The sequence below is a fragment of the Methanococcus maripaludis C5 genome (assembly GCF_000016125.1).
GTDB classification, from domain to species: domain Archaea; phylum AGJL01; class Methanococci; order Methanococcales; family Methanococcaceae; genus Methanococcus; species Methanococcus maripaludis_D.
The window spans coordinates 1,157,765-1,179,515 of the sequence record NC_009135.1 but is presented as its reverse complement, the minus strand read 5'-3'; the positions used below and the strand labels follow the sequence as shown (position 1 = coordinate 1,179,515).

The window sequence follows — 21,751 nt, the reverse complement described above, 5'->3', positions numbered from 1 at the left end:
GGCTATTTGGGACATAACGATACGATAATAATTATTTAGAATTATTTGGGTGAAATATTATGAAAATACTTATTTCCATATGTGGTGAAGGATTTGGGCACACTACCCGTTGCATTGCTATTGGAAATGAATTATCCAAGAATCACGAAGTTAAATATGCAGCATACGGTAAAAGCAAAGACTTTGTGGAAATGTCTGGTGGAGATGTTTTTGAAACTTATCCTGAAATCAGGCTTTCTGGAAAAGATGGTAAGTTTGACGTCAAAAAGAGCATATTTAATAACGATTATCACCCTGCAAGAGCAATAAAAAAAGAAGTTGAAATAATAAAAGATTATGATCCGGATTTAGTTATTTCAGACTGTAAATACAGTTCAGTTGTTGCGTCAAAGGTTTTTAAAAAGCCATATTATATTATAACCAATCAAAACTGTACCAAAACGGATAAAAAGGAAAAATATATCGTTTATCCCGTAATGGAGATATTAAATGTCATAAACAAATCTGCAGAAAAAGTTATAATTCCAGATTTCCCCCTTCCATATACCGTATGCGAATATAACTTAAAACTCCTAGAAAACCTTTCATTTATCGGCCCTTTAATTCGATATGATGTAGTTCCCGAAGAAATTGCGGATGAAGGTTATATTTTATGTGTCATAGGCGGATTTGAATATCGATACAAAATTTTGGAGCTTTTAAACAAGATTTCCGCTAAAAAAGGATTAAAAGTAAAGATGGTTTGCGGAAGCTACGACGTTGCAGAAAAACTTGAAAAAATAAAATCCAAAAATGTTGAAATAATCCCTATAACAACAAACATGGATGAATTGATAAAAAAATGTTCTTTTGTGGTATGTCATGGTGGACATTCAACATTGATGGAAGCGACATGTTTTGGAAAACCAATAATAACAGTTCCTGATCTCGATCACCCTGAGCAGGAAAACAATGCGAAAAAAATAGCTGACATGGGTTGTGGAATTGCATTATCTTACCGAGAGGTTGATAATAATTTAGAAGAAGCAATTGAAAAAATGTCTTCAACTACGAAATATCTTGAAAATTCTAAAAAGTTAATGAATTTCTACCTTAAAAATAGCGGAACCGATAAGGTCATGGATATTGTAGAAAATGGACTTTAATTCACGTGAAACTATGAACATAACCATTCTTTCAGGCGGAACAGGTACACCAAAATTGATTCAGGGTTTTAAAGAAATCATTCCAAATGAGGATATTTCAGTTATAGTAAATACTGGTGAAGATACGTATATTGGAGACATTTACCTCTCCCCCGACATTGATACTGTTTTATACACGTTTTCTGATTTAATAAACGATGAAACCTGGTATGGGTTAAAAGGGGATACTTTTATATGTCACGAACAGCTCAAAAAGTTTGGATTTGATGAAGTTTTGAAAATAGGGGATAAAGATAGGGCTTTAAAGATGCACAAAGCTTCTTCTTTAAAAAATGGAGTTCCAATGTCTGAAATTGTTGATATCGAGCGAAAATCTTTATCTTTAAAATCAAAAATTTATCCAATGTCAAATGAACGAGTGGAATCCAAAGTTTTAATCGAAGAAAACAATGAAAAAATCCTTTTGAAGTTTCACGATTTTTGGATTTTTAGAAAAGGCAATGCAAAAGTTTTGGATATTTTCTACGAAAACTCAAATTATGCAAAAGCGGCAGATGGGGTCATAAAAGCAATTGAAGAAAGTGACTTTATTTTAATTGGTCCATCAAACCCGATAACATCAATTGGCCCGATTTTGAGTATTTCTGAAATAAAAAATGCGCTGAAAGAAAAGCTGGTTTTTGCAGTTTCGCCAATTGTTGGTGAAAATCCAGTAAGTGGGCCTGCAGGAACGCTTATGAATGCAAAAGGATATCCTGTAAGTGCAGTTGGAGTTTATGAATATTATAAAGATATTGTAGACGTTCTTGTTCTAGACAATAGTGATATCAATAAAAAGAAAGATATAAATTGTGAAGTTTTATATGCTAATACGATAATGAAGACTATTGATGATAAAATAACTCTCGCAAGAAATATTCTTGACTATTATAAATCCCGATAAGGATATTAATAATATTATTGAGTAATATTTTTATTAAGCGTTAGATTAAAGTCAAGTTATTGCTTCGTAAACTGAAAAGTTAGCGGATTAATAAAGGAGATAATAATGATTCAAATAACCGTTGTACAAATTGATAATTACGGCCCATGGACAGTTACCCCCAATCCAAGAAGAGAAAGTGACCTACAGGCACTTCAATCAAGACTTTACTGCGACATGAATTTGCAGTTTGGAGCACATAGAGGTCTTGCGTTTTACACAAGATTTGACAATATAATAGCAATCACAAACGGAATTGATTTAGAAACTCACAAAAGAATTCAAAATAGTGTGAAGAACAGGTATCCTTTTACCGTCAGTATGGCAGTAGCTTCTGCAGAAACGGCATATGGGGCTCAAAAACTGGCAACAAAAACGATTCAGGAGTACGGCAGTGCACAAGACGATGTTAGAAAAGAAGTCTTGGACGTAGCTAATGAATTTGTATCAAATGGTTATGTGCAGCTTGCACACGTTGACATAAACGATATAACTGGAAAATTAACTGATTTAGAAACGGCATATGATACATATCTTTCAGTACAAAAGACAAAACTTAAATTAATGGAAGAACTCAAAAAATACGATTCACTGGGCTTTTTCATTGGTGGAGACAACTTCATGTGTCCATGTAATGGAATGAGCGAAAAAGATTTCCTTTGCATGTTTGAAGACATAAAAGAATCATGTGGAATTGAATTGAAAGCAGGAATTGGTATTGGAAAAACTGCTGAAGATGCATCAGATCTTGCAGATATCGGTTTAGAAGTTATTCGGGAAGGAAAAACTGATTTCCAAGTTTATACTTTGAAACAGGACGTCGAAGAACGAAAAGATGTAACTTACAACTACATGTGCCCAATTTAAACTAACTCTTTTTTTATTTGGGATTTTATGAAAAAATTAGATAAAATTTACAACTTATCCAAAAAAATAGTCCTTGCTCCAATGGCAGGGATTACTGATGGCGATTTTTGTTTGAATTACAAAGACACTTTTGGAATTGTATGTCTTGGCGCATTTAATTTAGATTTTGATACAGATGTAGCAAGCAAAAAAATTCAGGATCGCGGAAGAAAAGAATTTATTTATGGTTTAGATGAAATGGATAAAAAAATAAATTCTGAAATTAAAAAAGCGAAGACTGGTAATTCTTTAGTTTCTGTAAACATTCGTTTTAATGATTTTTCCAAAGCAAAATCTCATATCCTCGAAATTTCAAAAAATGCAGATATTTTAGAATTAAACTGCCACTGTAGACAACAAGAAATAACCGATCTGAACCTCGGACAAAATTTACTTAAAAATGAAGCTAAATTAACCGATTTTTTAAAAAATATTCGAGAATTAAATTTAAAAATTCCTATTTTTTTAAAATTGCGGGCTAATTTTTTAACTGCCGAAGAATTAATAGAATTGCTCAAAAAAATTCGAGAATATTTTGATGGAATTCATATTGATTGTTTTAATCCTAGAAAAAATTACGCTGATTTAGAGTATTTAAAAAAAATTCGAGAAAGTTTCCCTGAAAAAATAATAATTGGTAACAATTCAGTCAATTCCGTTGAAAGTGCAAAAGAAATGTTGAAATATGCAGATTTTGTGTCTGTAGCAAGATGCGTACTAGCAAACAAGATAAATTGGATTAAAAAATTAGAATTTTAAAAATAGAAAATTAACAGAGTTTTGAAATTGCCCTAATAATATCTCCATCTGAAAGGATTCCTACCAATTTGTTTTCACTGTTAACTACAGGTAACTGGTTTATGATTTCTCTTCCATCTCCGTGAAGATCCATTTTTTTCAAAGCGTCAGCCGCAGATTCGTCTTCGCCAATTGTTACAACAGTTTTGGTCATAACATCTGCTATTGTGGTTTCTAAAGTGTATTTATCGATTATTAAATTGTATCCTATGTCTGTAGTCGTTACAATACCTATTATTTCATTGTTTTCGTTTACAACAGGCAGACAGCTTATTTTATTTTTTAAAAGGGCTTCAAATGAATCAATTACTCCTGATTCTGGTGCAACTGAAACTACGTCACTGCTCATAATGTCTTTAATTACTATTTCTTTGATTTTTTTCATTTTATTCTCCTGTTGTCTTTAATAATCCCAAAAGGTATTTAAATTAAATACTCAATTGTATATTAGATTTTAAATTTATTAAATAAACTATCGATTTCAAATCGAAAGCTTTAAATATTAATATTCTTTTAGACAAAAAATCAGCGGTTGAATAATCTATGAAACGGGCAAATCTATCTCATCAGGATAAGGTGGCCAATGGGATCCGGCTTTTTGGAAATATCCTGATAGATGACTTAAATTACGATACATTCATATGGACTAAAGAAATACTTGGCCCAGATGATATAGAAGTTTGGAAAAAGACGATCGAAGAAGAAATTAAGAAGGGAAAAAATATTTACAACATGGCAAGGCTTTGTAGAGTAGGAAAAATTGATTATTTAAAAGAATTAGCTTTAAAACATAATATTGAATACTACGATTCATCAAATCCTAAAAAATACGATGAACTACAAACTTATGCAAAAAGCGGACTCGACGGAATCGATACAAAAGTAATGACAATCATGGGAACCAGCAGGCAGTCTGGAAAATTCACAACGTGTATGATTTTGAAAAAGGAACTCGAAAAAAGAATTAAGCTTGGAATTGTTGGAACAGAACCGCAATCTTTAATCTGCGGAATCGATGAAATGGTAATTCCGCAAACTATAGAAACATGTCACTGTGCATCAACTGTATTTGGTGCAGTAAAAAAGCTTGATACAAAAGATAGGGACTTAATTATTATATCAAGCCAGACTGGAATATTTGCAGATACGTTAGAAGTTGGAACTGGAAGAGGCGGCGGTTTAATCAGTATCGCAGTGTTATTTGGATCAAAACCTGATTTTACGATTTTAGCATCCGATACTCTAGATTTGGAAGTTATAAAGAAGAATATTTCTGCAATAGAACTTTTGAGTGGAAAACCTGTAATTGCAGTTACATTAAACTCAAAATACATGGATGAAGAAAGATTGGAAGAATCAATCGAAAAACTATCAAAAGAGTTGGATTTACCTGTAGTTGATGTTTTAAAGGGAATAAATCTTGATAAATTACTGAACGAAATTCTTCTGAAATTAAAAAATTAATAAAAATAAAAAAATTTAAGACTATTTTTTCAAATTTTCGACAAATTTCTTTGAAATTGCCATAATTCCTAAAATTGGTGGAGCACCAGGTGCTTTTGGAATTACTGATGCATCACACACGTATAACCCTTCAATTTCAGTTTCTAAGTTATTATTAACAACTTTTCCAATTGCACACGTTCCTCCGGGGTGAGACCCTCTTGGAACTGTTGAATATATATTTTCAATTCCTAATTCATAGAGATATTTTGAAGCTTTAGAAACGCCTTCACACAGTATTTTTGTATCATTCGTTGACATTTCTTTTTTTACGCTATTTTCAAATACTTCTCCGGTATTTTCATCTTTGATTTTAACCATAAGGCTGAATATATCGTTTTTATTTACATCTTCAACTTCTGAAATCCTTTTGTGGAGTAATTCTGAATAATGGGTTGCAAGTATAAAATCGTCGTATTTTTTATTAACTGCCATTGAAACTTCTGATTTTAACTTTGAACCTTTTAAAATTCCTCCAACGGTTACAAACGTATCGATATATAAATTTTTACCAACTTCTTCGTTATTTAGGATAGTTTTTAAAATTCTGGGTGAATTTATGGCTCCAGCAGACACAATAACTTGTTTTGAGTTGTAAAGTTTAATTTCACCACTTTTTTTATCGAGTGCAAGAATAGAAAACGTTCCATTATGCTTTGCAAGTTTCATTACAACCGTATCTGTCACTATATCGTCGTTATATTCTCTTAAAAAATCGCAGGGTATCCATTTGGCATCACAGGGTTCGTGTGCACAGAGCCCGCAGTTTTTACAGAGTTTAAAGTCGATAAATTTTGGAGTTTTCGAAAAACCCATTTCTAAAAGTTTTTTTGAATTTTCCCCTAAGTAATTATCGGGAACGTCTGAAACTGACAGCTCTTTTTCAATATCCCCATACATAGAATCATTTTTTGAAATTCCAAGTTCTTTTACATCAATTCGAACTGCATTTGCGACAGAATAAACGCCTGTCCCACCAAATGAGTTGGCATAGATTACTTCAATATTTTCTCCTTCAGAAACGTAAGCAGGATTACTTCCGCTTTCAAGTAACCTTATTTTTTGATCCGGAAACGCCTGTTTTAACTCCTTAAATACTGTACTTCCCCCAACTCCAGAACCAATTACAATAAAGTCTTCCATGCTCTTACCTCAAACTCACCGATAATTATAAATTATAATATAAAATACTCTTTTGTTAGATTTTTTAAGATTCACAAAACACATTAACTTTTCGGTAATAATTTTTTTATAAGAACAATATGGTGACACTATGATTATTATTCCTGGCCCAACTTCGCAAAATCTGGCCAAAGAAGTTGCAAAACTCACAAATTCGGAACTTGCAAGGGTGGAATCAAAGCAGTTTCCAGATGGCGAAATCTATGTTAGGGTCCATAGTGAACTTAAAGGAAAAGACGCAGTCATAATTCAGACCCAAAACACGCAAAACAACGCAATTGTCGAAGCAATTTTAATGTGCGAAGCTTTAAGGGAAGAGGGCGTAAAAAGCATAACTTTAGTCGCACCTTACCTCGCATATGCAAGACAGGATAAAAAGTTCAATGCAGGGGAGCCAATTAGCATAAAAGCACTCGCAAAAGTATATTCGAGCATTTGTGACAGAATTATCACGATAAACCCTCACGAAACACATATCGAAGAGTTTTTCGATATACCATTTATTTACGGGGACGCAATACCAAAATTAGCAGAACACGCAGGAGTAAAACTTGTAAAACCGCTTGTACTTTCGCCTGATAAAGGGGCAGTTGCACTTGCAAAAAGAGCAGCTGAAGAATTAAACTGTGAATGCGATTATTTGGAAAAAACAAGAATTTCTCCAACAGAAATTAAAATTGCACCAAAAAATCTCGATGTATCTGGAAAAGACGTTTTAATTGTTGACGACATCATCTCAACTGGTGGAACGATGGCAACAGCAATTTCAATGTTAATTGAACAGGGTGCAAGAACAGTTATTGCAGCATGCGTTCACCCAGTATTAATTGGCGATGCAATAAATAAACTCCACGTTGGCGGAGCTTCTGAGATCGTTGGAACAAATACGTACCCTTCAGAAGTTTCAAAAGTATGCGTTTCAACAATAATTGCAGACATTTTAAACGGAGAATAATTAAAATAAAATAATTTTAACTATTTTTTAATTAAAATTAGAAAAAGGAAATGTAATAAATTTCTCGATTATTTGTCATGTTCCCAGTAAAGTGCATCGAGAAGTATTGCTACAGGATATTCCATGTTTATTGAAAGTTCTGAAGCATCTTTTATTAATTTATAAGCTTCATCTGGAGTTTTTGGATTGAAATATGGAATTTCAACTGTTTCAAGCAATTTTTTGGTCCACTGGCCCATTGGAATTTGTGCAGAAATTTTTTCCTTTAAATCCCCCCTATGGCTTATTATAATTAAAATAGGGATTTTATAAACTTTAACTAACGAACCTATCGCATTTATGGAGTTTCCTAAGCCAGAATTCTGCATCAAAAGTGCAGTTTTTCTGCCCCCAAGATAAGCTCCAGTACAAACACCAATTCCCTCCTCTTCACGAGTTACGGGGATGTGTTGAATATCTTTGTCATCATTTAGATAATTTAAAACAGTTTTTAAATTTGCACAAGGAACACTCGTTACAAAATCAACCCCTGAATCTAGTATTGCTTTATAAACAGCTTCACTTGCATTCATAACTCCACCATCCGGATTTATTTTGGTGATAAATTGAAAATTTACATTGAAGGATATGGCTGCACTTTGAACACTGCAGACACGGAAATAATAAAAAATTCAGTTAATGAATTTGAAGATTTTGAATTGACCGATAATGTGGACGATTCCGACATAATTGTCATAAATACCTGTATTGTCAGGCAGGAAACCGAACACAGAATGATTTCACGAATAGAATATTTCAAATCATTGGATAAAAAAGTTGTCGTAGCAGGATGCATGGCAAAGGCACTACCTAAAAAGATTAAAACTCTTGCAGATGTTCTGGTAATGCCAAGAGAAGCACAGTATTCTGGAAAAATTCTGAAAGATAACCTTTTAAAAGGATGCTCTGAAAAAAATGGAAAATCTAATGAAAATTTAAATTTTGAAGATCAATTAAATGAAAAAATCAAAAAAGTAAGTTCACAAGGTTTAATTACTGCACTTCCAATATGCGAAGGATGCCTTGGAAGCTGTACTTACTGTATTGTAAAACGTGCAAGGGGAAATTTAGCGTCATACGATCGAGATTTAATTGTTAAAAAGGCAGAAGAACTTGTAAAAACAGGTACGAAATGTTTACTTGTAACGGCTCAAGATACAGCATGCTATGGACTTGATAATAACGACAGCCTTCCAAATTTAATAAATGATATTTCAGAAATTCCTGAAAAATTTGCAATGAGAATTGGAATGATGCACGCAAAATTTGCAGAACCGATACTTGATGAATTAATTGAATCATTTAAATCCAAAAAGGTTGTAAAATTCCTTCATCTTCCAATTCAAAGTGGTGACGACCAGGTTTTAAAAGATATGAATAGAAACTACACGGTTGACGAATATATTTCTGTATTAAATGAATTTAAGTCAAAAATTAAGAATTTAAACTTTACAACTGATGTAATCGTTGGATTCCCAACTGAAACTGAAGAAGCATTTGAAAATACCCTTGAAATTGTAAAAAAGATAAAACCTGATTTTACTCACGCTGCAAAATATTCACAGAGGAAATACACAAAAGCAGCAATTTTAAAACAGGTCGATACAAAAATAAGGAAAGAAAGGTCTGAAATTTTAAATGAACTCCGGCGAGAGTTAAGCTACGAAAATAATACGCGACATATTGGTGAAACTTTCGAAATACTTGTAACTAAAAGTAATATGGGAGTTACTGACAATTGCAAAAACGTGATTTTCGAAGAACCTGCAAAAATTGGTGAATTTAGGCGAGTTAAAGTGACTGGTGCGAAGACTTTCGGACTTTCGGGTAAACTGCTAAATTAACCTCTCTTTTTATCATTATTCTTTAAATCTACACAAAAACTATAAATATCTTTAAATTATTATACGGAATGTTAATTCCTTATTATTTTAAAAAACAGGAATTATTTATCCATATTTTATTTAAATATTTGGATATTTAAAGTTATTAGTGTAGAGGGCGAGTATGAGATCAGTAAATAATATAAGAACTAAATTAATGTTAACATCCATAATTGGGCTTGCACTCCCGATATTAATACTCACGATCGTTTCAAATGTAACGACCGAAAATTACTCAAACTATGAATCTTTAGAAAAGTTTGATCTTTCGAAAAAGTCTATATTGTATAATTTAGATCAAAAAAATGAAGAGATGGCTAATTTTTTAAAATACTTATCAGAAAACGAAAACATAAAAAGTTACTTCATTGAAAATAATTTTAATTCCCTAAATATCGAATCCGAGAATATCAAATCTAGTTTGGGGGTTGACGAAGTAATTTTTTTAGATGAATATGAAAATGTAATAACTGAAAATGAATTGAACAATAATTTTGATTTTAAAAACCTAAATTCGGGCTATTTAGTTATAACAAATGGTAATTTGAATCAATTTTCAGTAATACAAGTTCAAAATATCTATAAAAATCAGGAATTGGTTGGATCAGTTGTTATTATTGATTATTTAGATGAAAATGAATTTGTAAACAATTTAAAAGATTTTTCAAATTTTGATGTTTCACTATACATGAATGGAATGATTGTATCAACAACTCTGGCTGACAAGGCTAAACTATCCCATATTTCCAGCTTTTTTGAAAATTCAGCGTCAGAATCAGAATATGAAAGTTTTTTAGAATCTGGTAACGATTATTTAATTATGGACGATGCAGGGGGCAATCTTTTAGGATATTTGATAATATCCGCTCCAAAAAGCACGGCTTTGAGTTATTTAAATGCTGCAAGAAGTCATAATTTAATAGTAGCATTTTTTGGATTTGTAGTTTCTATTGTCGTATCATTAATTTCTTCGAGAAATCTTACAAAACCAATAACTAAACTTAAAAATGGGGCAGAACAGTTTTCAAAAGGAGTTTATGATCACAATATCGATGTAAATACTGGCGATGAATTAGAGGATCTTGCAGATTCATTTAATAAGATGGCAAATAGTATAATGACACTTAATGATCTTATAGATACGGATAGAAAGACAATGGCAAAAACATTACGTGAATTATCTGATTTTATGTATGAGATGTCTCGTGGAAACCTTTCAGTTAGATTGGATGAAAATCAGGATAAAAACCGACTCCAAAAGAATGTGAACCAAGCCATAAATAATTTCTCACAACTTTTGAAATCAGTTCAGTCTGAAGTTTCTGTTCTGGATCAGCAGACAATAAATCTTAACAAAGAACTTACAACAACAATGAACATATCTGGGGGGGGTTAAAGGGGCAGCAGATCATGTCGCTTCATCAACGGGTGAACAATGTACGAAACTACAGGAAATTTCCGAAGATATTAAATCAACTGCAAAAGCTGTTGAAAATGTAAATTCTGCAGTTATGAATACAACCACGGCTTCAAAAGAAATTAACCAAAGTTCAGAAATGGGTGTCAAAAAAGTTGAAAATGCAATAGATACTATGCAAAAGATTACAAACGTAATAGATGAACTTGGAAGATCAATCCAAGAACTTGGAGAAGAATCCAAAAAAATCAATGAAGTTACAGTTTTAATCAAAGATGTTGCAGAACAAACTGGGCTATTGGCATTGAACGCTTCAATTGAAGCTGCACGTGCGGGTGAAGCTGGAAAAGGATTTGCAGTAGTTGCAAGTGAAATAAAATCGCTGGCAGAAGAAATTAAAAAATCAGTTGAAGACATCAACAGAACTATCAATGGAATTAATAAAAAAGTTGAAACAACAATTGATCTAGGTCTTGCGGGACGAGAAGAAGTCGATATGGGAGTTATCGCAATTGACGAAGTTAACAGTGCATTTATGAAAATAAAAGAAAGTGTTGAATCGTCTGCAAAAATGATTACGAAAATCAAAGAAAATGCTAATAATGCATCTAAAAATACTCAAGAAGCACTAAAAAATGTTCAAGATATTGCATCAATTTCTGAAGAGTTCGCAGCAACTGCAGAAGAATTAACTGCATCATCTGAAGAACAAAACAGGGTTGTTGAGGAAATAGATGCGTCAGCAGAGAAAATGATGGATATTTCCAAAAAATTGGAAGAAGACGCAGAACAATTCAAAACTAAATAAATATTTTTTTTATTTTGAAAAAAGATTTTAAAAAATTTAATTAAGTTAATTATCTAAAGATTGGCTGAACGGAACACTTCATTGGAAGTGGAAGTGGTCTTTTTGGAGCATCTTTAACATCTGAAGTTATTTTTTCAATTAATTCTTCAACAGTTAATGATTCTTTTTTAGCTTTTTTGAGTTCTGATTCTTCTCTAACGGTTACGGTTAATTTACTGCTTTCCATTTCGCTGTCTCCGATTACGACAACGTAGTTTACCCAGTCAGTTCCAGCGTTTCTAACTTTTTTACCCATGCTGTCTTCTCTATCATCAAAGTCAGCCCTTATTCCTGAAGCTCTTAATTTAGTTGCAACTTCAAGAGCAAATTCCGCATGCTTATCTCCAACAGGGATAACTCTTGCTTGAATTGGGGTCAACCATGTTGGAAGTGCAGGAGGTTTGTTTTCCAAGGTATTTAAGTAAGCGTTTTCTAAAAGTCCGCATAAAACTCTTTCAACACTTCCTGTTGGGGAACAGTGAAGAATGATTGGCTGAACTTTTTTATCGCCATCGTGAACAACGATTCCAAATCTTTCAGCGCTTTCAACGTCGATTTGAACAGTTGGGTTTTCGATTGGTCTTCCAAAGCTGTCAACAACTGCCATGTCAACTTTTCCAACCCAGTAGTGTTTTCTTCCAGGTAAGATTTCGAGAATTGCATCTTTTCCGTATTTTTGTTTGTATTCTTTTGCCATTCCAAAGAACCATTCTTTGTTTTCTTCGAAGAAGTCTTCTGTGAATCTGAAAATTATTGCGTAAGGGGTTTTAAAGTCATCCCCGGTTTTTAAACCCATCCAAAGTTGGTCTTCAAATGCTTCCATTGCCTGTTTCATATCGATACAAACAGTGTGCATATCGGGCATTGTAAATGCTCTTAATCTTTTTAAACCAACTAATTCTCCTCTCTGTTCATACCTGAAGCTGTATGTTGAGAGTTCGTATAATTTGAGTGGCATGTGTTTTGGTAAAAGGTACATGTCTTTTTTCATCATGAACTGTCCAAAACAAGCAGCGAATCTAAGCATTAAATCTTTGTTTCCTTGTTTGAATCTGTACTGCCTTTCTCCAAATTTATCCGCGTGTTCTCTTATCGCGTTGTTTTGAAGGTCGTACATTACAGGGGTTTCAACAGGCATTCCGCCGTTTTCTACAACGAGATTGTATACGTAGTCTGAAAGTAAATCTCTTATTAATTTTCCTTTTGGATACCATCTGAAGTGTCCTGCATCTGAACTAGGTTCATAATCGCAGATTTCTTTTTCTTTAATGTATTTAACGTGAGGGGGTTCCCCATTATCTTTTCCTTCTTCTTTGATATCGAGTTCGTGTTTTAAAAGAGCTAAAAGTCCTTTATCTTCCATTTTTGAGATAACTTCGTCGTTAACTTCGGTAAGTTCGAGGTTTTCCCCATTTATTATGTAGAATTTTGAAACAACTTTTTCCTTTTTAACTTCTTCTTTTCTTTCAGTTGTTATTTTTCTTGAAAGTTCACTCAAAGGATGGCCTTTACAGCTGATTTTAAATGCCTTGTACCATCCAAATGGTGCTCTGAGAACTTCATAGTCGCCTGAGAGTTCTTTTTCAATTTCTGCTAAAATTTCTTTTGCAGTAGCAGGGGATCCTAAATCGCTTGATAAATGTGCGTAAGGGTATACTACAACGTTTTTTACTTTTAAATTGTCAGCAGTTTTTACGATTTCATCAACGGCGTTTTTAACAACTGCATCCGGGTCAGATTCATCATCTTTTTCAACAGCAATAAAAACGGTTAAACATTCGTCCATTTTTCCGTTTAAAACATCAGTATCTTCTGCAATCTTTGTTTTTTCCTTGGCTTCGAATTCCAAATAATCGGAATGTATCAACAGTGTTTTCATTTTTTCCCTCTATGTAGTAAGGATCTAATTATACGTGGTAATTTACATAAAATTTATATGTTTAATTGGGATACACAATATAAAAAATTAATTACTTGTTTATTTGTATGTTATTTGTAAGCATCTTTTTTTAATAATTGGTTATTTTATGTTTTATTAGTTTGGTGGCTGTCATGGATACTTCTAAAGACTTAATATGTATTGGATTTGAAGGAACTGCGGAAAAAACTGGTGTAGGGATCATTACTTCTAATGGTGAAGTTTTATTTAACAAAACAATAATTTACACTCCGCCAGTACAGGGAATTCATCCAAGGGAAGCTGCAGATCACCACGCAGAAACTTTTGTAAAACTTTTAAAAGAAGCATTAACAGTAGTTCCGATCGAAAAGATTGATCTGGTTTCTTTTTCATTAGGCCCAGGTCTTGGTCCAAGTTTAAGGGTTACTGCAACAACTGCAAGGGCACTTTCTCTTTCAATAAATAAACCGATAATTGGGGTAAATCATTGCATTAGCCACGTAGAAATTGGAAAATTAAAAACGGATGCATTAGATCCGCTAACACTGTATGTAAGTGGTGGAAATACGCAAGTTTTAGCATACACCGGAAAAAAATACCGAGTAATTGGAGAAACGCTCGATATTGCGATAGGAAACTGTTTAGACCAGTTTGCAAGGCACTGCAATATGCCGCACCCCGGTGGAGTTTACGTTGAGAAATATGCTAAGAATGGAAACAAGTTCATAAAACTTCCATACACAGTTAAAGGAATGGATATTTCTCTTTCAGGATTATTAACCGCAGCAATGAAGAAATACGATTCAAAAGAAAGAATTGAAGATGTATGCTACTCATTACAGGAAAATTCATTTTCAATGCTCACGGAAATTACCGAAAGAGCGCTTGCACATACCAATAAGGCTGAAGTAATGCTTGTTGGAGGGGTTGCTGCAAATAATCGTTTGAAAGAAATGTTAGATATAATGTGCATTGAACAAAATGTTGACTTTTACGTTCCAGAACGAGAGTTTTGCGGAGATAACGGTGCAATGATTGCATGGCTTGGAATTTTACAGTATTTAAATGGAAAAAGAATGGATTTGAACGATACAAAACCAATTTCTAACTACAGAAGCGACATGGTTGAAGTAAACTGGATATCCGAAAATGAGTTTAACAACGAAAATATCAAATCCAGAATAATTCCGGAACATTTAATCGGGAAAGGGGCAGAGGCAGACATTTCTAAAGGAATATACTTAGAATTTGAATCGATTACAAAAGAAAGGGTAAAAAAAGGCTACCGTATTTTGGAACTCGATGAATTAATACGATTGAGAAGAACTGTAAAAGAAGCTAGATTTTTAGCTTCAATCAAAGAACTTGGAATTTATGCACCGAGCATTTTTGATATCGACAAAGAAAATAAAAAAATTACAATGAGCTACATTCACGGAAAAATTGCAAAAGAAAAAATCGAAGAAGGAAATCTCAATTTTTGTGAAGATTTAGGAAAAATTATTGGAAAAATGCATTCTGGCGGAATTGTACATAACGATTTAACGACTTCAAACTTTATAGTTTCAGATAATACTTTTGTTATCGATTTTGGGCTTGGAAAATACAGTGATTTAGTTGAAGACAAGGCAATTGATTTGATTGTGTTAAAAAAATCCATAATGAGTATCCACTATGATAAATTCGATTCAGTTTGGAATAAAATTATTGAAGGCTACAAAACTTATGAAATGTTTGAATCGGTTTTAGAGTGCATGAAAGAAGTTGAAAAACGGGCAAGATACCTTTAAATCGTTTAAGTAATTAATAAGTTTGTACTATTCGATAATTTCCTATTTAACCAATTTTACACCTTTTTTAAATTTGTAAAAATAACCTCCATTTTTAAATTTTTCTGTTTTTCTATTTTGGGATATTCATATATAGCTTGAAATTTAATGTAAAATAGATTTTAGGCGAACCTGATTTCCTATTTTACGACGTATTTACACGAAAGGTGGATATTGTGCTAGTTATTCCTGCAGTTGATATGAAGAATAAAAAATGTGTGCAGCTTATCCAGGGGAACCCGGATAAAAAACACGTTGAATTAGACAACCCTCCTGAAATTGCAAAAAAATGGGTAAGCGAAGGTGCAGAAATGCTTCACCTCGTGGATCTCGATGGTGCACTTGATGGAAAGCGGGTAAATGATGAATTTATCGAAGAAATAATCAAAACATCTGGAGTTCCTGTTCAAATCGGCGGAGGAATTCGATCCATCGAGGATGCAGTATATTTAGTTGAAAAAGGGGCGAAAAAAGTAATAATCGGGACTATTGCTGTAGAAAAACCTGAAATAATCAAAGAACTCTCGGAAAATATTGGCAGTGAAAAAATAATGGTTTCACTCGATGCAAAGGATGGTAAAGTCGTAATAAAAGGCTGGAAAGAAAAAACGAAGTATACGCCTGTGGAAATTGGAAAAATACTCGAAGAAATGGGTGCAGGAAGTATCCTATTTACAAATGTTGATAGCGAAGGCTTATTGAATGGGATAAATATCGAACCAACAAAAGAACTCGTTGAAAACTTAAAAATACCTATTGTAGCATCAGGCGGAGTTACTACAATCGATGACCTTTTGAAATTCAAGGAAATCGGGGTATATGGTGTAGTTGTGGGTTCTGCAATTTACAAAAACATGATAAATTTAAAAGATGCAATTGAAGCAGTAAAATAAGAAATAATACTAATTTGGTGGTTTGATGGATAAAATTGGCAAGATAACGGCAGTAGGGCATATTGCACTAGATTACATATTTAATGTGGATAAATTTCCGGAACTAAACACTTCAATGCAGATACCAACTGCTAAAAAATACTACGGCGGTGCTGCATGTAACGTTGCAGCAGAAATTGCAAATTTAGGCGTAAAATCAGAAATACTTTCTTGTGTTGGAACAGACTTCAAAGCTTCAGGGTACGGAGAATATCTGGAAAAATTAGGAGTTTCAACTGAAAATATATTTATATCAACCGAAGAAGAAACTCCAAAGGCATGGATATTTACAGATCCTGAAAACAACCAGATTACGTACTTTTTGTGGGGCGCTGCGAAACACTATTCTGATATCGAAGTTCCAGAGTTTGATTCAAAAATCGTTCACCTTGCAACTGGCGACCCAAATTACAATTTAAAATGTGCTGAAAAAGCAAATTCAATGGGTATCCTTGTATCATTCGATCCAGGACAGGATTTAACCCTTTATTCAAAAGAAAACATGGAAAATATTATAAAAAACGTTGATTTTTTATTCATGAACAACCACGAGTTCCAGAGAACTCTCGATTTATTAAATATTTCCGAAAAAGAACTAATGAATAGGGTTAAAGTTTTAATTGTAACTTACGGAAAACAGGGAAGTATTATCTATTCAGAAGGCGAAACAATAAAAGTTCCGGCAATTTTAACTGAAGCAAAAGATCCAACTGGGGCTGGAGACAGCTACAGGGCAGGATTTTTAACCGCGTACTTAAAAGGAAATGATTTAAAGAAATGCGGGCTTGCAGGCTCATGTGTATCTTCTTTTGTCGTGGAACAGGTTGGATGCCAGACAAACCTTCCTTCATGGAAAATGGTTATCGAAAGGCTAAAAGAAAACAATCTCGAATAATCTTTTTTTTACATTTTTACTTTTTAATTTCATTTAAACTACTTTTGTTAATGACTATTTGTTCAAATCTAAATAACAATTTATATATAAGTCGATTTCGAGAAATTAATGGTTGTATTAAAAAAAATGGTGGTGATTGTATGGCAAGAGAACAGTGGGCCTCTAAGATGGGCTTCATTTTAGCTGCAGTTGGTTCCGCAGTTGGTCTCGGAAATATTTGGCGTTTCCCGTACATGGCATATGAAAATGGTGGCGGGGCGTTCTTAATCCCTTACTTTGTTGCGTTATTGTTTGTAGGTATAATGGTAATGGTGTTAGAGCTTGCATTAGGGCACTCTACGAAAGGTTCAGCACCTTTGGCGTTAAGAAGACTTGGAAAAAACTTTGAATGGATAGGCTGGTTTGCAGTAGCTACCGCGTTCATTATCACGACATACTATACCGCAATTATTGCATGGGCACTAGTTTACCTTGCTAAGTTGTTCATGGTGGGATTCCCAACTGACTTTGGTGGATTCTTCTTTAGCGATATTTTGGCACTTTCCTCAGGTCATGGGGACCTTGGAGGATTTAACTTACCCGTACTTGCAGGATTGGTTTTAATCTGGGGTGTAAATTATTTGGTTGTAAATTCGGGTGTTAGAAAAGGCCTTGAAAAAGCAAACGAGATTTTAATGCCAGTATTATTCTTCTTGATACTTGCACTCGTTGTAAGAAGCGTTACGTTACCGGGTGGACTTGCAGGTATTGAATACTACTTAACTCCGAACTTTGCACTGTTATTAACTCCTAAAGTTTGGATTGATGCATTTTCACAGATATTCTTTACATTGAGCCTTGGATTTGGTATCATGATAGCATATTCAAGCTACTTACCTAAAAAATCAGATTTAACTGCTAGCGCATTTACAATTTCATTAATGAACTGTGGATTTTCATTCTTGGCAGGATTTGCAGTATTCGGAACACTCGGATACATGGCAATGACACAAGGTGTACCTATTTCAGAAGTTGTAACACAAAGTATCGGTTTAGCATTCGTTGCATTCCCTCAAGCACTTTCATTAATGCCTGGTGGACTTATACTTGCTGCAATCTTCTTTATCGCGCTATTTGTTGCAGGAATTTCCTCATCAGTTTCACTGGTAGAATCAACTGCATCAGCAGTAATCGATAAATTCAACATGCCGAGACACAAAGCAGCTTCAGCAGTTATTGCAACAAGCTTCTTTGCAAGTTTAATATATGCAACAAACGCAGGTCTTTACTGGTTAGATTCAGTAGACCACTACATAAACTGGTTTACAATTCCTCTAGTTGCAGTACTCGAACTGATTGTTGCAATCTGGATCTTTAAAGGAAGCAAACTCGAAAAATACATTGACAATCTTTCAGAATACAATTTGGGATCATTCTGGAAATTCTTTGCAGGTATTTTCTCGCCGTTGTTTTTGATATACATGCTATTAAACGGTGCATGGACAGAATTAACTATGGGATACGAAGGCTACGCATCAATATTCTTATTATTGAGTTTGGGTCTTCCAGTATTTGGTCTCGTAGTTTCATTAATCATGCCAATGATCCCTTGGATTGGTGGCGGAAAAGAAATTGAAGAATGGGACGAATTTGTTAAAAAAGATGAAGAATAAGGAGGTAGATAAAATGAGTACCGGTGCCATAATAATGTTCTTATTCGGGGCAATTGTTTTATGGGGGGGTTCAGCATTTTTCCTCCACAAAACAATTAATAATAACGAATAAAACACGAAAATGTGAATAAAACTAATAATAAAACTAATAATACAAGTAAAATAACAACCAATTAAATTTTTCATTTTATATTTTTTTATTTTCAAGTCAATTAAGTCGATTAAGTTAATTTAAAAATAACGCAAATTAGAAATCAAATTCAAAAATTAGGGTTTATTGGTGTGTTTAAAAAAGATAATCTCTAGTATGGATTTTCAATAGTGTTTGTTTTTTATATGTTTTATAATATATGAGTTAATAATTTTGATCAATCATTATCTCGTTATCAGTTATGGTGGTTTAATGTTATTCAGGAAGCTTTCAACGATAGAAAGAGTATACAACATTGGAATGGAGCACGATTCAATAAATTACGTATTTAAGTACATAACTAACTTTATCAAGGAATCAGAAAGCGATCTTGTAAGGCTTTACGATTTAAAGGTTCTCGACAAGATTGTTGTAAATGACATAATGACAAAAGATCTCGTTACTCTTAATGAAGACGAATCAATCGATGAACTCGGGGCGCTTATAAAAAAATACAGGCATATGGGGTATCCAGTATTAAATTCAAAAAAAGAGCTTGTTGGAATTGCTACATTTGAAGATTTAAGAACTAAAAAATCATCGATGTCAAAATTAAAGAAATTAAAAATAAAAGACATAATGACTAAAAAGGAAGAACTTGTATCAAGTTCACCTTACCTGTCAGCTTCAGAAGCTCAGAAAATAATGGTAAAGAATGATATTGGAAGAATTCTTGTTATTGAAGATGGAAACCTTAAAGGGATCGTTACTAAAGGGGACATCGTAAGAACTTCTGAAATATACAGTCCTGAACCAAAAATAAACAAATGCAGTCACATAACAAACATCTACTTCTACGGGGACGACCCTAAAAAAGTTGAAGAACTCGCAGACGAAATAATTGTTTTAATGGGTGCGAGAGGCCACATAATAAGTGAAAAAGAAGATTTCATCGAAATTTCAGATAGAGAATGGGAGCCAATTGCAAAAATAATGAAAAGACAGGGTAAAGTTGACCACCTTTCGATAAACACGAAACTTATAAACCTTCTCGAATTAAATATTATAAAAGAAGTACTGAAATTAATCGAAAAACCTAAATTCGAAGAAATAATCATAACTGATCACATTACGCTCGTAGATGAGAAATCATCGATTCAAAGGATAATTACGGATGTAACGTTATTTGAAAAGAGCATGAAGACTTTTGGAACTATTACTGTTAGGATTGATTTCTAATCCTTACAAGGTGGAAAAGATGTATGAGATAATCAGATATGAAGGGGGAGTCTACAAAAACAATATTTTGAAGGAATGGATTGAAGACGTTGGCGGATTTGTAATCCAGGAGCACGTAATGCAGCTCGATGTCTACATGACGATTGCAATTCCCCACAACGAAATCGAAAATTTCAAGGAAGAGGCAAAAAGCTACAAGGGAAAAATAGTAGAAACCCCTCTTGCAGGAATTGAAATTGCGATAGTATCTCCAAGTCTTTCAAGACACCACTTACCCCACATTGCATGCGATGTTTCTGAATATGTCAGGAAATTTGGTGCAAAACCAAATATGATCGGGCTTGCACACGGGGCTGGAAAAAGCATAAGCCAGATCACTGAAAGGGAAAAACGGCTTATTCAAGAGCACGACATCGCAATTTATGTTATGGGAAACTTTGAATCCTGTATTTTAGATAAAACCCACCTTTTTAAAATCGACCTTCCTCTCGTTGTAACTGGGGGCCCTGAAACTCTCGATATTCCATACACCTACGTTGGAGACCTTGGAAGACGAGCGCAGAGACTTAGAAAAGGGGAAGAAATAAGGGCACTAAGACGAATGATTGATGAAGTTACCAAAAAAATAAACGATAAAAGATTAGAACTTTCATACGATCCTCCGATTATTCCGCCAGTAGTTTTAAAAGACGAAATCGAAAAAAGAATAGATGAAGTTCGTGGACTTCTTGCTCCGATGCCGATTGTAACTCAGCTCGATGGTTTAAGGATCAAAATGGATTACGATAGAAGCCACGAAGAGATCGAAAATGTTAAGATTGGTAAGTACCTTTTAAAAGACATCGCATACATCACAAGGTCTGAGATGAAAAATTATATACTCATCAAGTTAAAATCAACATCAGAAGTTAAAACTGCTGAACAAAACGCTTAATTTAACGATTATCAAGAAAATAGGGGAAATCATGGAAATTGATAAAAATATTGAGAATGAAACAGAAAACGAAAACGAAGAACAAATAATAGAAGTTCCACTACCTCCTGGACTTCCTCAATCAATTATCGGAAGGCTTTCATGCGTCTGTGATATTGGATACGAAATAAAAAAAGACGAAATGAGAGATAAGGAGTACCCTGTAATTACGGGCACACAAGAACAGATCGACTACGTAAAAGACTACATTTTCCTCTTTACAGAGCTAAAACTTGCTTTGAGGGAAATTTCAAGACTTGCAAGACGGTTCAAAACAGACGTTAAACTCTTTACCGAAGACGAAGAATTGCAATATGTTTTAGGATTTGCAGTTCAGGACGTATCCGGAAGAGACAGGTTTGAAATTGTTGTTGAAAAACCTGAAGGAGAAGGCGAAAAAATAGTAGTTCTCGAAAGGGAATTTTACGTATATATCTAAACTGTTTTAAAATTTTTTTTAAAGATATAAAATAAACTTTTTCAAGTGGTTTTTTTAAATTAAACCAGAATTTTTAAATAAAATTTATTTAATAATTTGGTTCAC

Annotated in this window: 21 protein-coding genes; 17 read left to right on the top strand and 4 right to left on the bottom strand. The window is 33.5% G+C overall.

Translation table 11 applies throughout. The features are described from left to right. Positions 1-59: 59 nt before the first annotated feature. From MMARC5_RS06250 to MMARC5_RS06235, 4 genes are all read left to right on the top strand, one after another. Positions 60-1,145, top strand: a complete 1,086-nt coding sequence (locus tag MMARC5_RS06250; RefSeq protein ID WP_011868986.1) for an MJ1255/VC2487 family glycosyltransferase — start codon at positions 60-62, stop codon at positions 1,143-1,145. A 13-nt stretch (positions 1,146-1,158) separates the two neighbouring features. Continuing rightward, the gene (gene cofD / locus MMARC5_RS06245; RefSeq protein WP_011868985.1) at positions 1,159-2,088 is read left to right on the top strand and encodes a 2-phospho-L-lactate transferase; all 930 of its coding nucleotides are present in this window, start codon (positions 1,159-1,161) and stop codon (positions 2,086-2,088) included. Between the two features lie 105 nt (positions 2,089-2,193). Further along, positions 2,194-2,994 carry a GTP cyclohydrolase III gene (locus MMARC5_RS06240; protein WP_011868984.1) on the top strand — a complete coding sequence of 267 codons (801 nt, stop codon included), beginning with the start codon at positions 2,194-2,196 and terminating at the stop codon, positions 2,992-2,994. Between the two features lie 27 nt (positions 2,995-3,021). Next, entirely contained in the window at positions 3,022-3,792 is a 771-nt protein-coding gene (locus MMARC5_RS06235; RefSeq protein WP_011868983.1) for an MJ0144 family RNA dihydrouridine synthase-like protein, read from the top strand. A gap of 10 nt (positions 3,793-3,802) precedes the next feature. Here the strand turns inward: MMARC5_RS06235 and MMARC5_RS06230 are convergent, their stop codons facing one another. Further along, positions 3,803-4,216 (bottom strand): CBS domain-containing protein, encoded by a 414-nt coding sequence (locus MMARC5_RS06230; protein ID WP_011868982.1) that lies wholly within the window; start codon positions 4,214-4,216, stop codon positions 3,803-3,805. Positions 4,217-4,374: 158 nt separating this feature from the next. Here MMARC5_RS06230 and MMARC5_RS06225 point away from each other — a divergent pair, with 158 nt between their 5' ends. After that, entirely contained in the window at positions 4,375-5,295 is a 921-nt protein-coding gene (locus tag MMARC5_RS06225; protein WP_011868981.1) for a DUF1611 domain-containing protein, read from the top strand. A gap of 21 nt (positions 5,296-5,316) precedes the next feature. Here the strand turns inward: MMARC5_RS06225 and MMARC5_RS06220 are convergent, their stop codons facing one another. Continuing rightward, positions 5,317-6,477: a GMC oxidoreductase gene (locus tag MMARC5_RS06220; protein WP_011868980.1), complete on the bottom strand. Its 1,161-nt coding sequence runs from the start codon at positions 6,475-6,477 to the stop codon at positions 5,317-5,319. A gap of 130 nt (positions 6,478-6,607) precedes the next feature. Between MMARC5_RS06220 and MMARC5_RS06215 the strand changes: the two genes are divergently transcribed. Next, entirely contained in the window at positions 6,608-7,471 is an 864-nt protein-coding gene (locus tag MMARC5_RS06215; protein WP_011868979.1) for a ribose-phosphate diphosphokinase, read from the top strand. A 68-nt stretch (positions 7,472-7,539) separates the two neighbouring features. Here the strand turns inward: MMARC5_RS06215 and comD are convergent, their stop codons facing one another. Further along, entirely contained in the window at positions 7,540-8,043 is a 504-nt protein-coding gene (comD, locus tag MMARC5_RS06210; protein WP_011868978.1) for a sulfopyruvate decarboxylase subunit alpha, read from the bottom strand. Between the two features lie 33 nt (positions 8,044-8,076). Between comD and MMARC5_RS06205 the strand changes: the two genes are divergently transcribed. The 3 genes from MMARC5_RS06205 (at position 8,077) to MMARC5_RS09685 (ending at position 11,618) form a co-directional block, all read left to right on the top strand. After that, positions 8,077-9,354, top strand: a complete 1,278-nt coding sequence (locus tag MMARC5_RS06205) for a tRNA (N(6)-L-threonylcarbamoyladenosine(37)-C(2))-methylthiotransferase (protein ID WP_011868977.1) — start codon at positions 8,077-8,079, stop codon at positions 9,352-9,354. 163 nt (positions 9,355-9,517) lie between these two features. Then, positions 9,518-10,789, top strand: coding sequence for a methyl-accepting chemotaxis protein (locus MMARC5_RS09690; protein ID WP_011868976.1), 1,272 nt, complete (start codon positions 9,518-9,520; stop codon positions 10,787-10,789). Between the two features lie 115 nt (positions 10,790-10,904). Beyond that, positions 10,905-11,618, top strand: coding sequence for a methyl-accepting chemotaxis protein (locus tag MMARC5_RS09685; protein WP_011868975.1), 714 nt, complete (start codon positions 10,905-10,907; stop codon positions 11,616-11,618). Between the two features lie 49 nt (positions 11,619-11,667). Here MMARC5_RS09685 and MMARC5_RS06195 read toward each other — a convergent pair whose 3' ends face one another. Then, positions 11,668-13,536 (bottom strand): threonine--tRNA ligase, encoded by a 1,869-nt coding sequence (locus MMARC5_RS06195; RefSeq protein WP_011868974.1) that lies wholly within the window; start codon positions 13,534-13,536, stop codon positions 11,668-11,670. A 173-nt stretch (positions 13,537-13,709) separates the two neighbouring features. On the opposite strand from MMARC5_RS06195, the gene MMARC5_RS06190 reads away from it, so the two are divergent. The 8 genes from MMARC5_RS06190 to MMARC5_RS06160 all read left to right on the top strand — a co-directional run bounded on the left by MMARC5_RS06190 (position 13,710) and on the right by MMARC5_RS06160 (position 21,646). Then, a complete protein-coding gene (locus MMARC5_RS06190; protein WP_011868973.1) occupies positions 13,710-15,347 on the top strand; it encodes a bifunctional N(6)-L-threonylcarbamoyladenine synthase/serine/threonine protein kinase in 1,638 nt (545 codons plus the stop codon). Positions 15,348-15,562: 215 nt separating this feature from the next. After that, a complete protein-coding gene (hisA, locus tag MMARC5_RS06185) occupies positions 15,563-16,279 on the top strand; it encodes a 1-(5-phosphoribosyl)-5-[(5-phosphoribosylamino)methylideneamino]imidazole-4-carboxamide isomerase (RefSeq protein WP_011868972.1) in 717 nt (238 codons plus the stop codon). A 25-nt stretch (positions 16,280-16,304) separates the two neighbouring features. After that, positions 16,305-17,213 (top strand): carbohydrate kinase family protein, encoded by a 909-nt coding sequence (locus MMARC5_RS06180; protein WP_011868971.1) that lies wholly within the window; start codon positions 16,305-16,307, stop codon positions 17,211-17,213. Positions 17,214-17,353: 140 nt separating this feature from the next. Then, positions 17,354-18,865: a sodium-dependent transporter gene (locus tag MMARC5_RS06175; protein ID WP_011868970.1), complete on the top strand. Its 1,512-nt coding sequence runs from the start codon at positions 17,354-17,356 to the stop codon at positions 18,863-18,865. Further along, positions 18,855-18,977, top strand: coding sequence for a MetS family NSS transporter small subunit (locus MMARC5_RS10010; RefSeq protein ID WP_394296040.1), 123 nt, complete (start codon positions 18,855-18,857; stop codon positions 18,975-18,977). The genes MMARC5_RS06175 and MMARC5_RS10010 overlap by 11 nt, the downstream gene beginning before the upstream one ends. Positions 18,978-19,268: 291 nt before the next feature. Beyond that, positions 19,269-20,234 carry a CBS domain-containing protein gene (locus MMARC5_RS06170; protein WP_011868969.1) on the top strand — a complete coding sequence of 322 codons (966 nt, stop codon included), beginning with the start codon at positions 19,269-19,271 and terminating at the stop codon, positions 20,232-20,234. A 19-nt stretch (positions 20,235-20,253) separates the two neighbouring features. Beyond that, positions 20,254-21,168, top strand: coding sequence for a methanogenesis marker 7 protein (locus MMARC5_RS06165; RefSeq protein ID WP_011868968.1), 915 nt, complete (start codon positions 20,254-20,256; stop codon positions 21,166-21,168). A 31-nt stretch (positions 21,169-21,199) separates the two neighbouring features. After that, positions 21,200-21,646, top strand: coding sequence for a hypothetical protein (locus MMARC5_RS06160; RefSeq protein ID WP_011868967.1), 447 nt, complete (start codon positions 21,200-21,202; stop codon positions 21,644-21,646). Positions 21,647-21,751 lie beyond the last annotated feature (105 nt).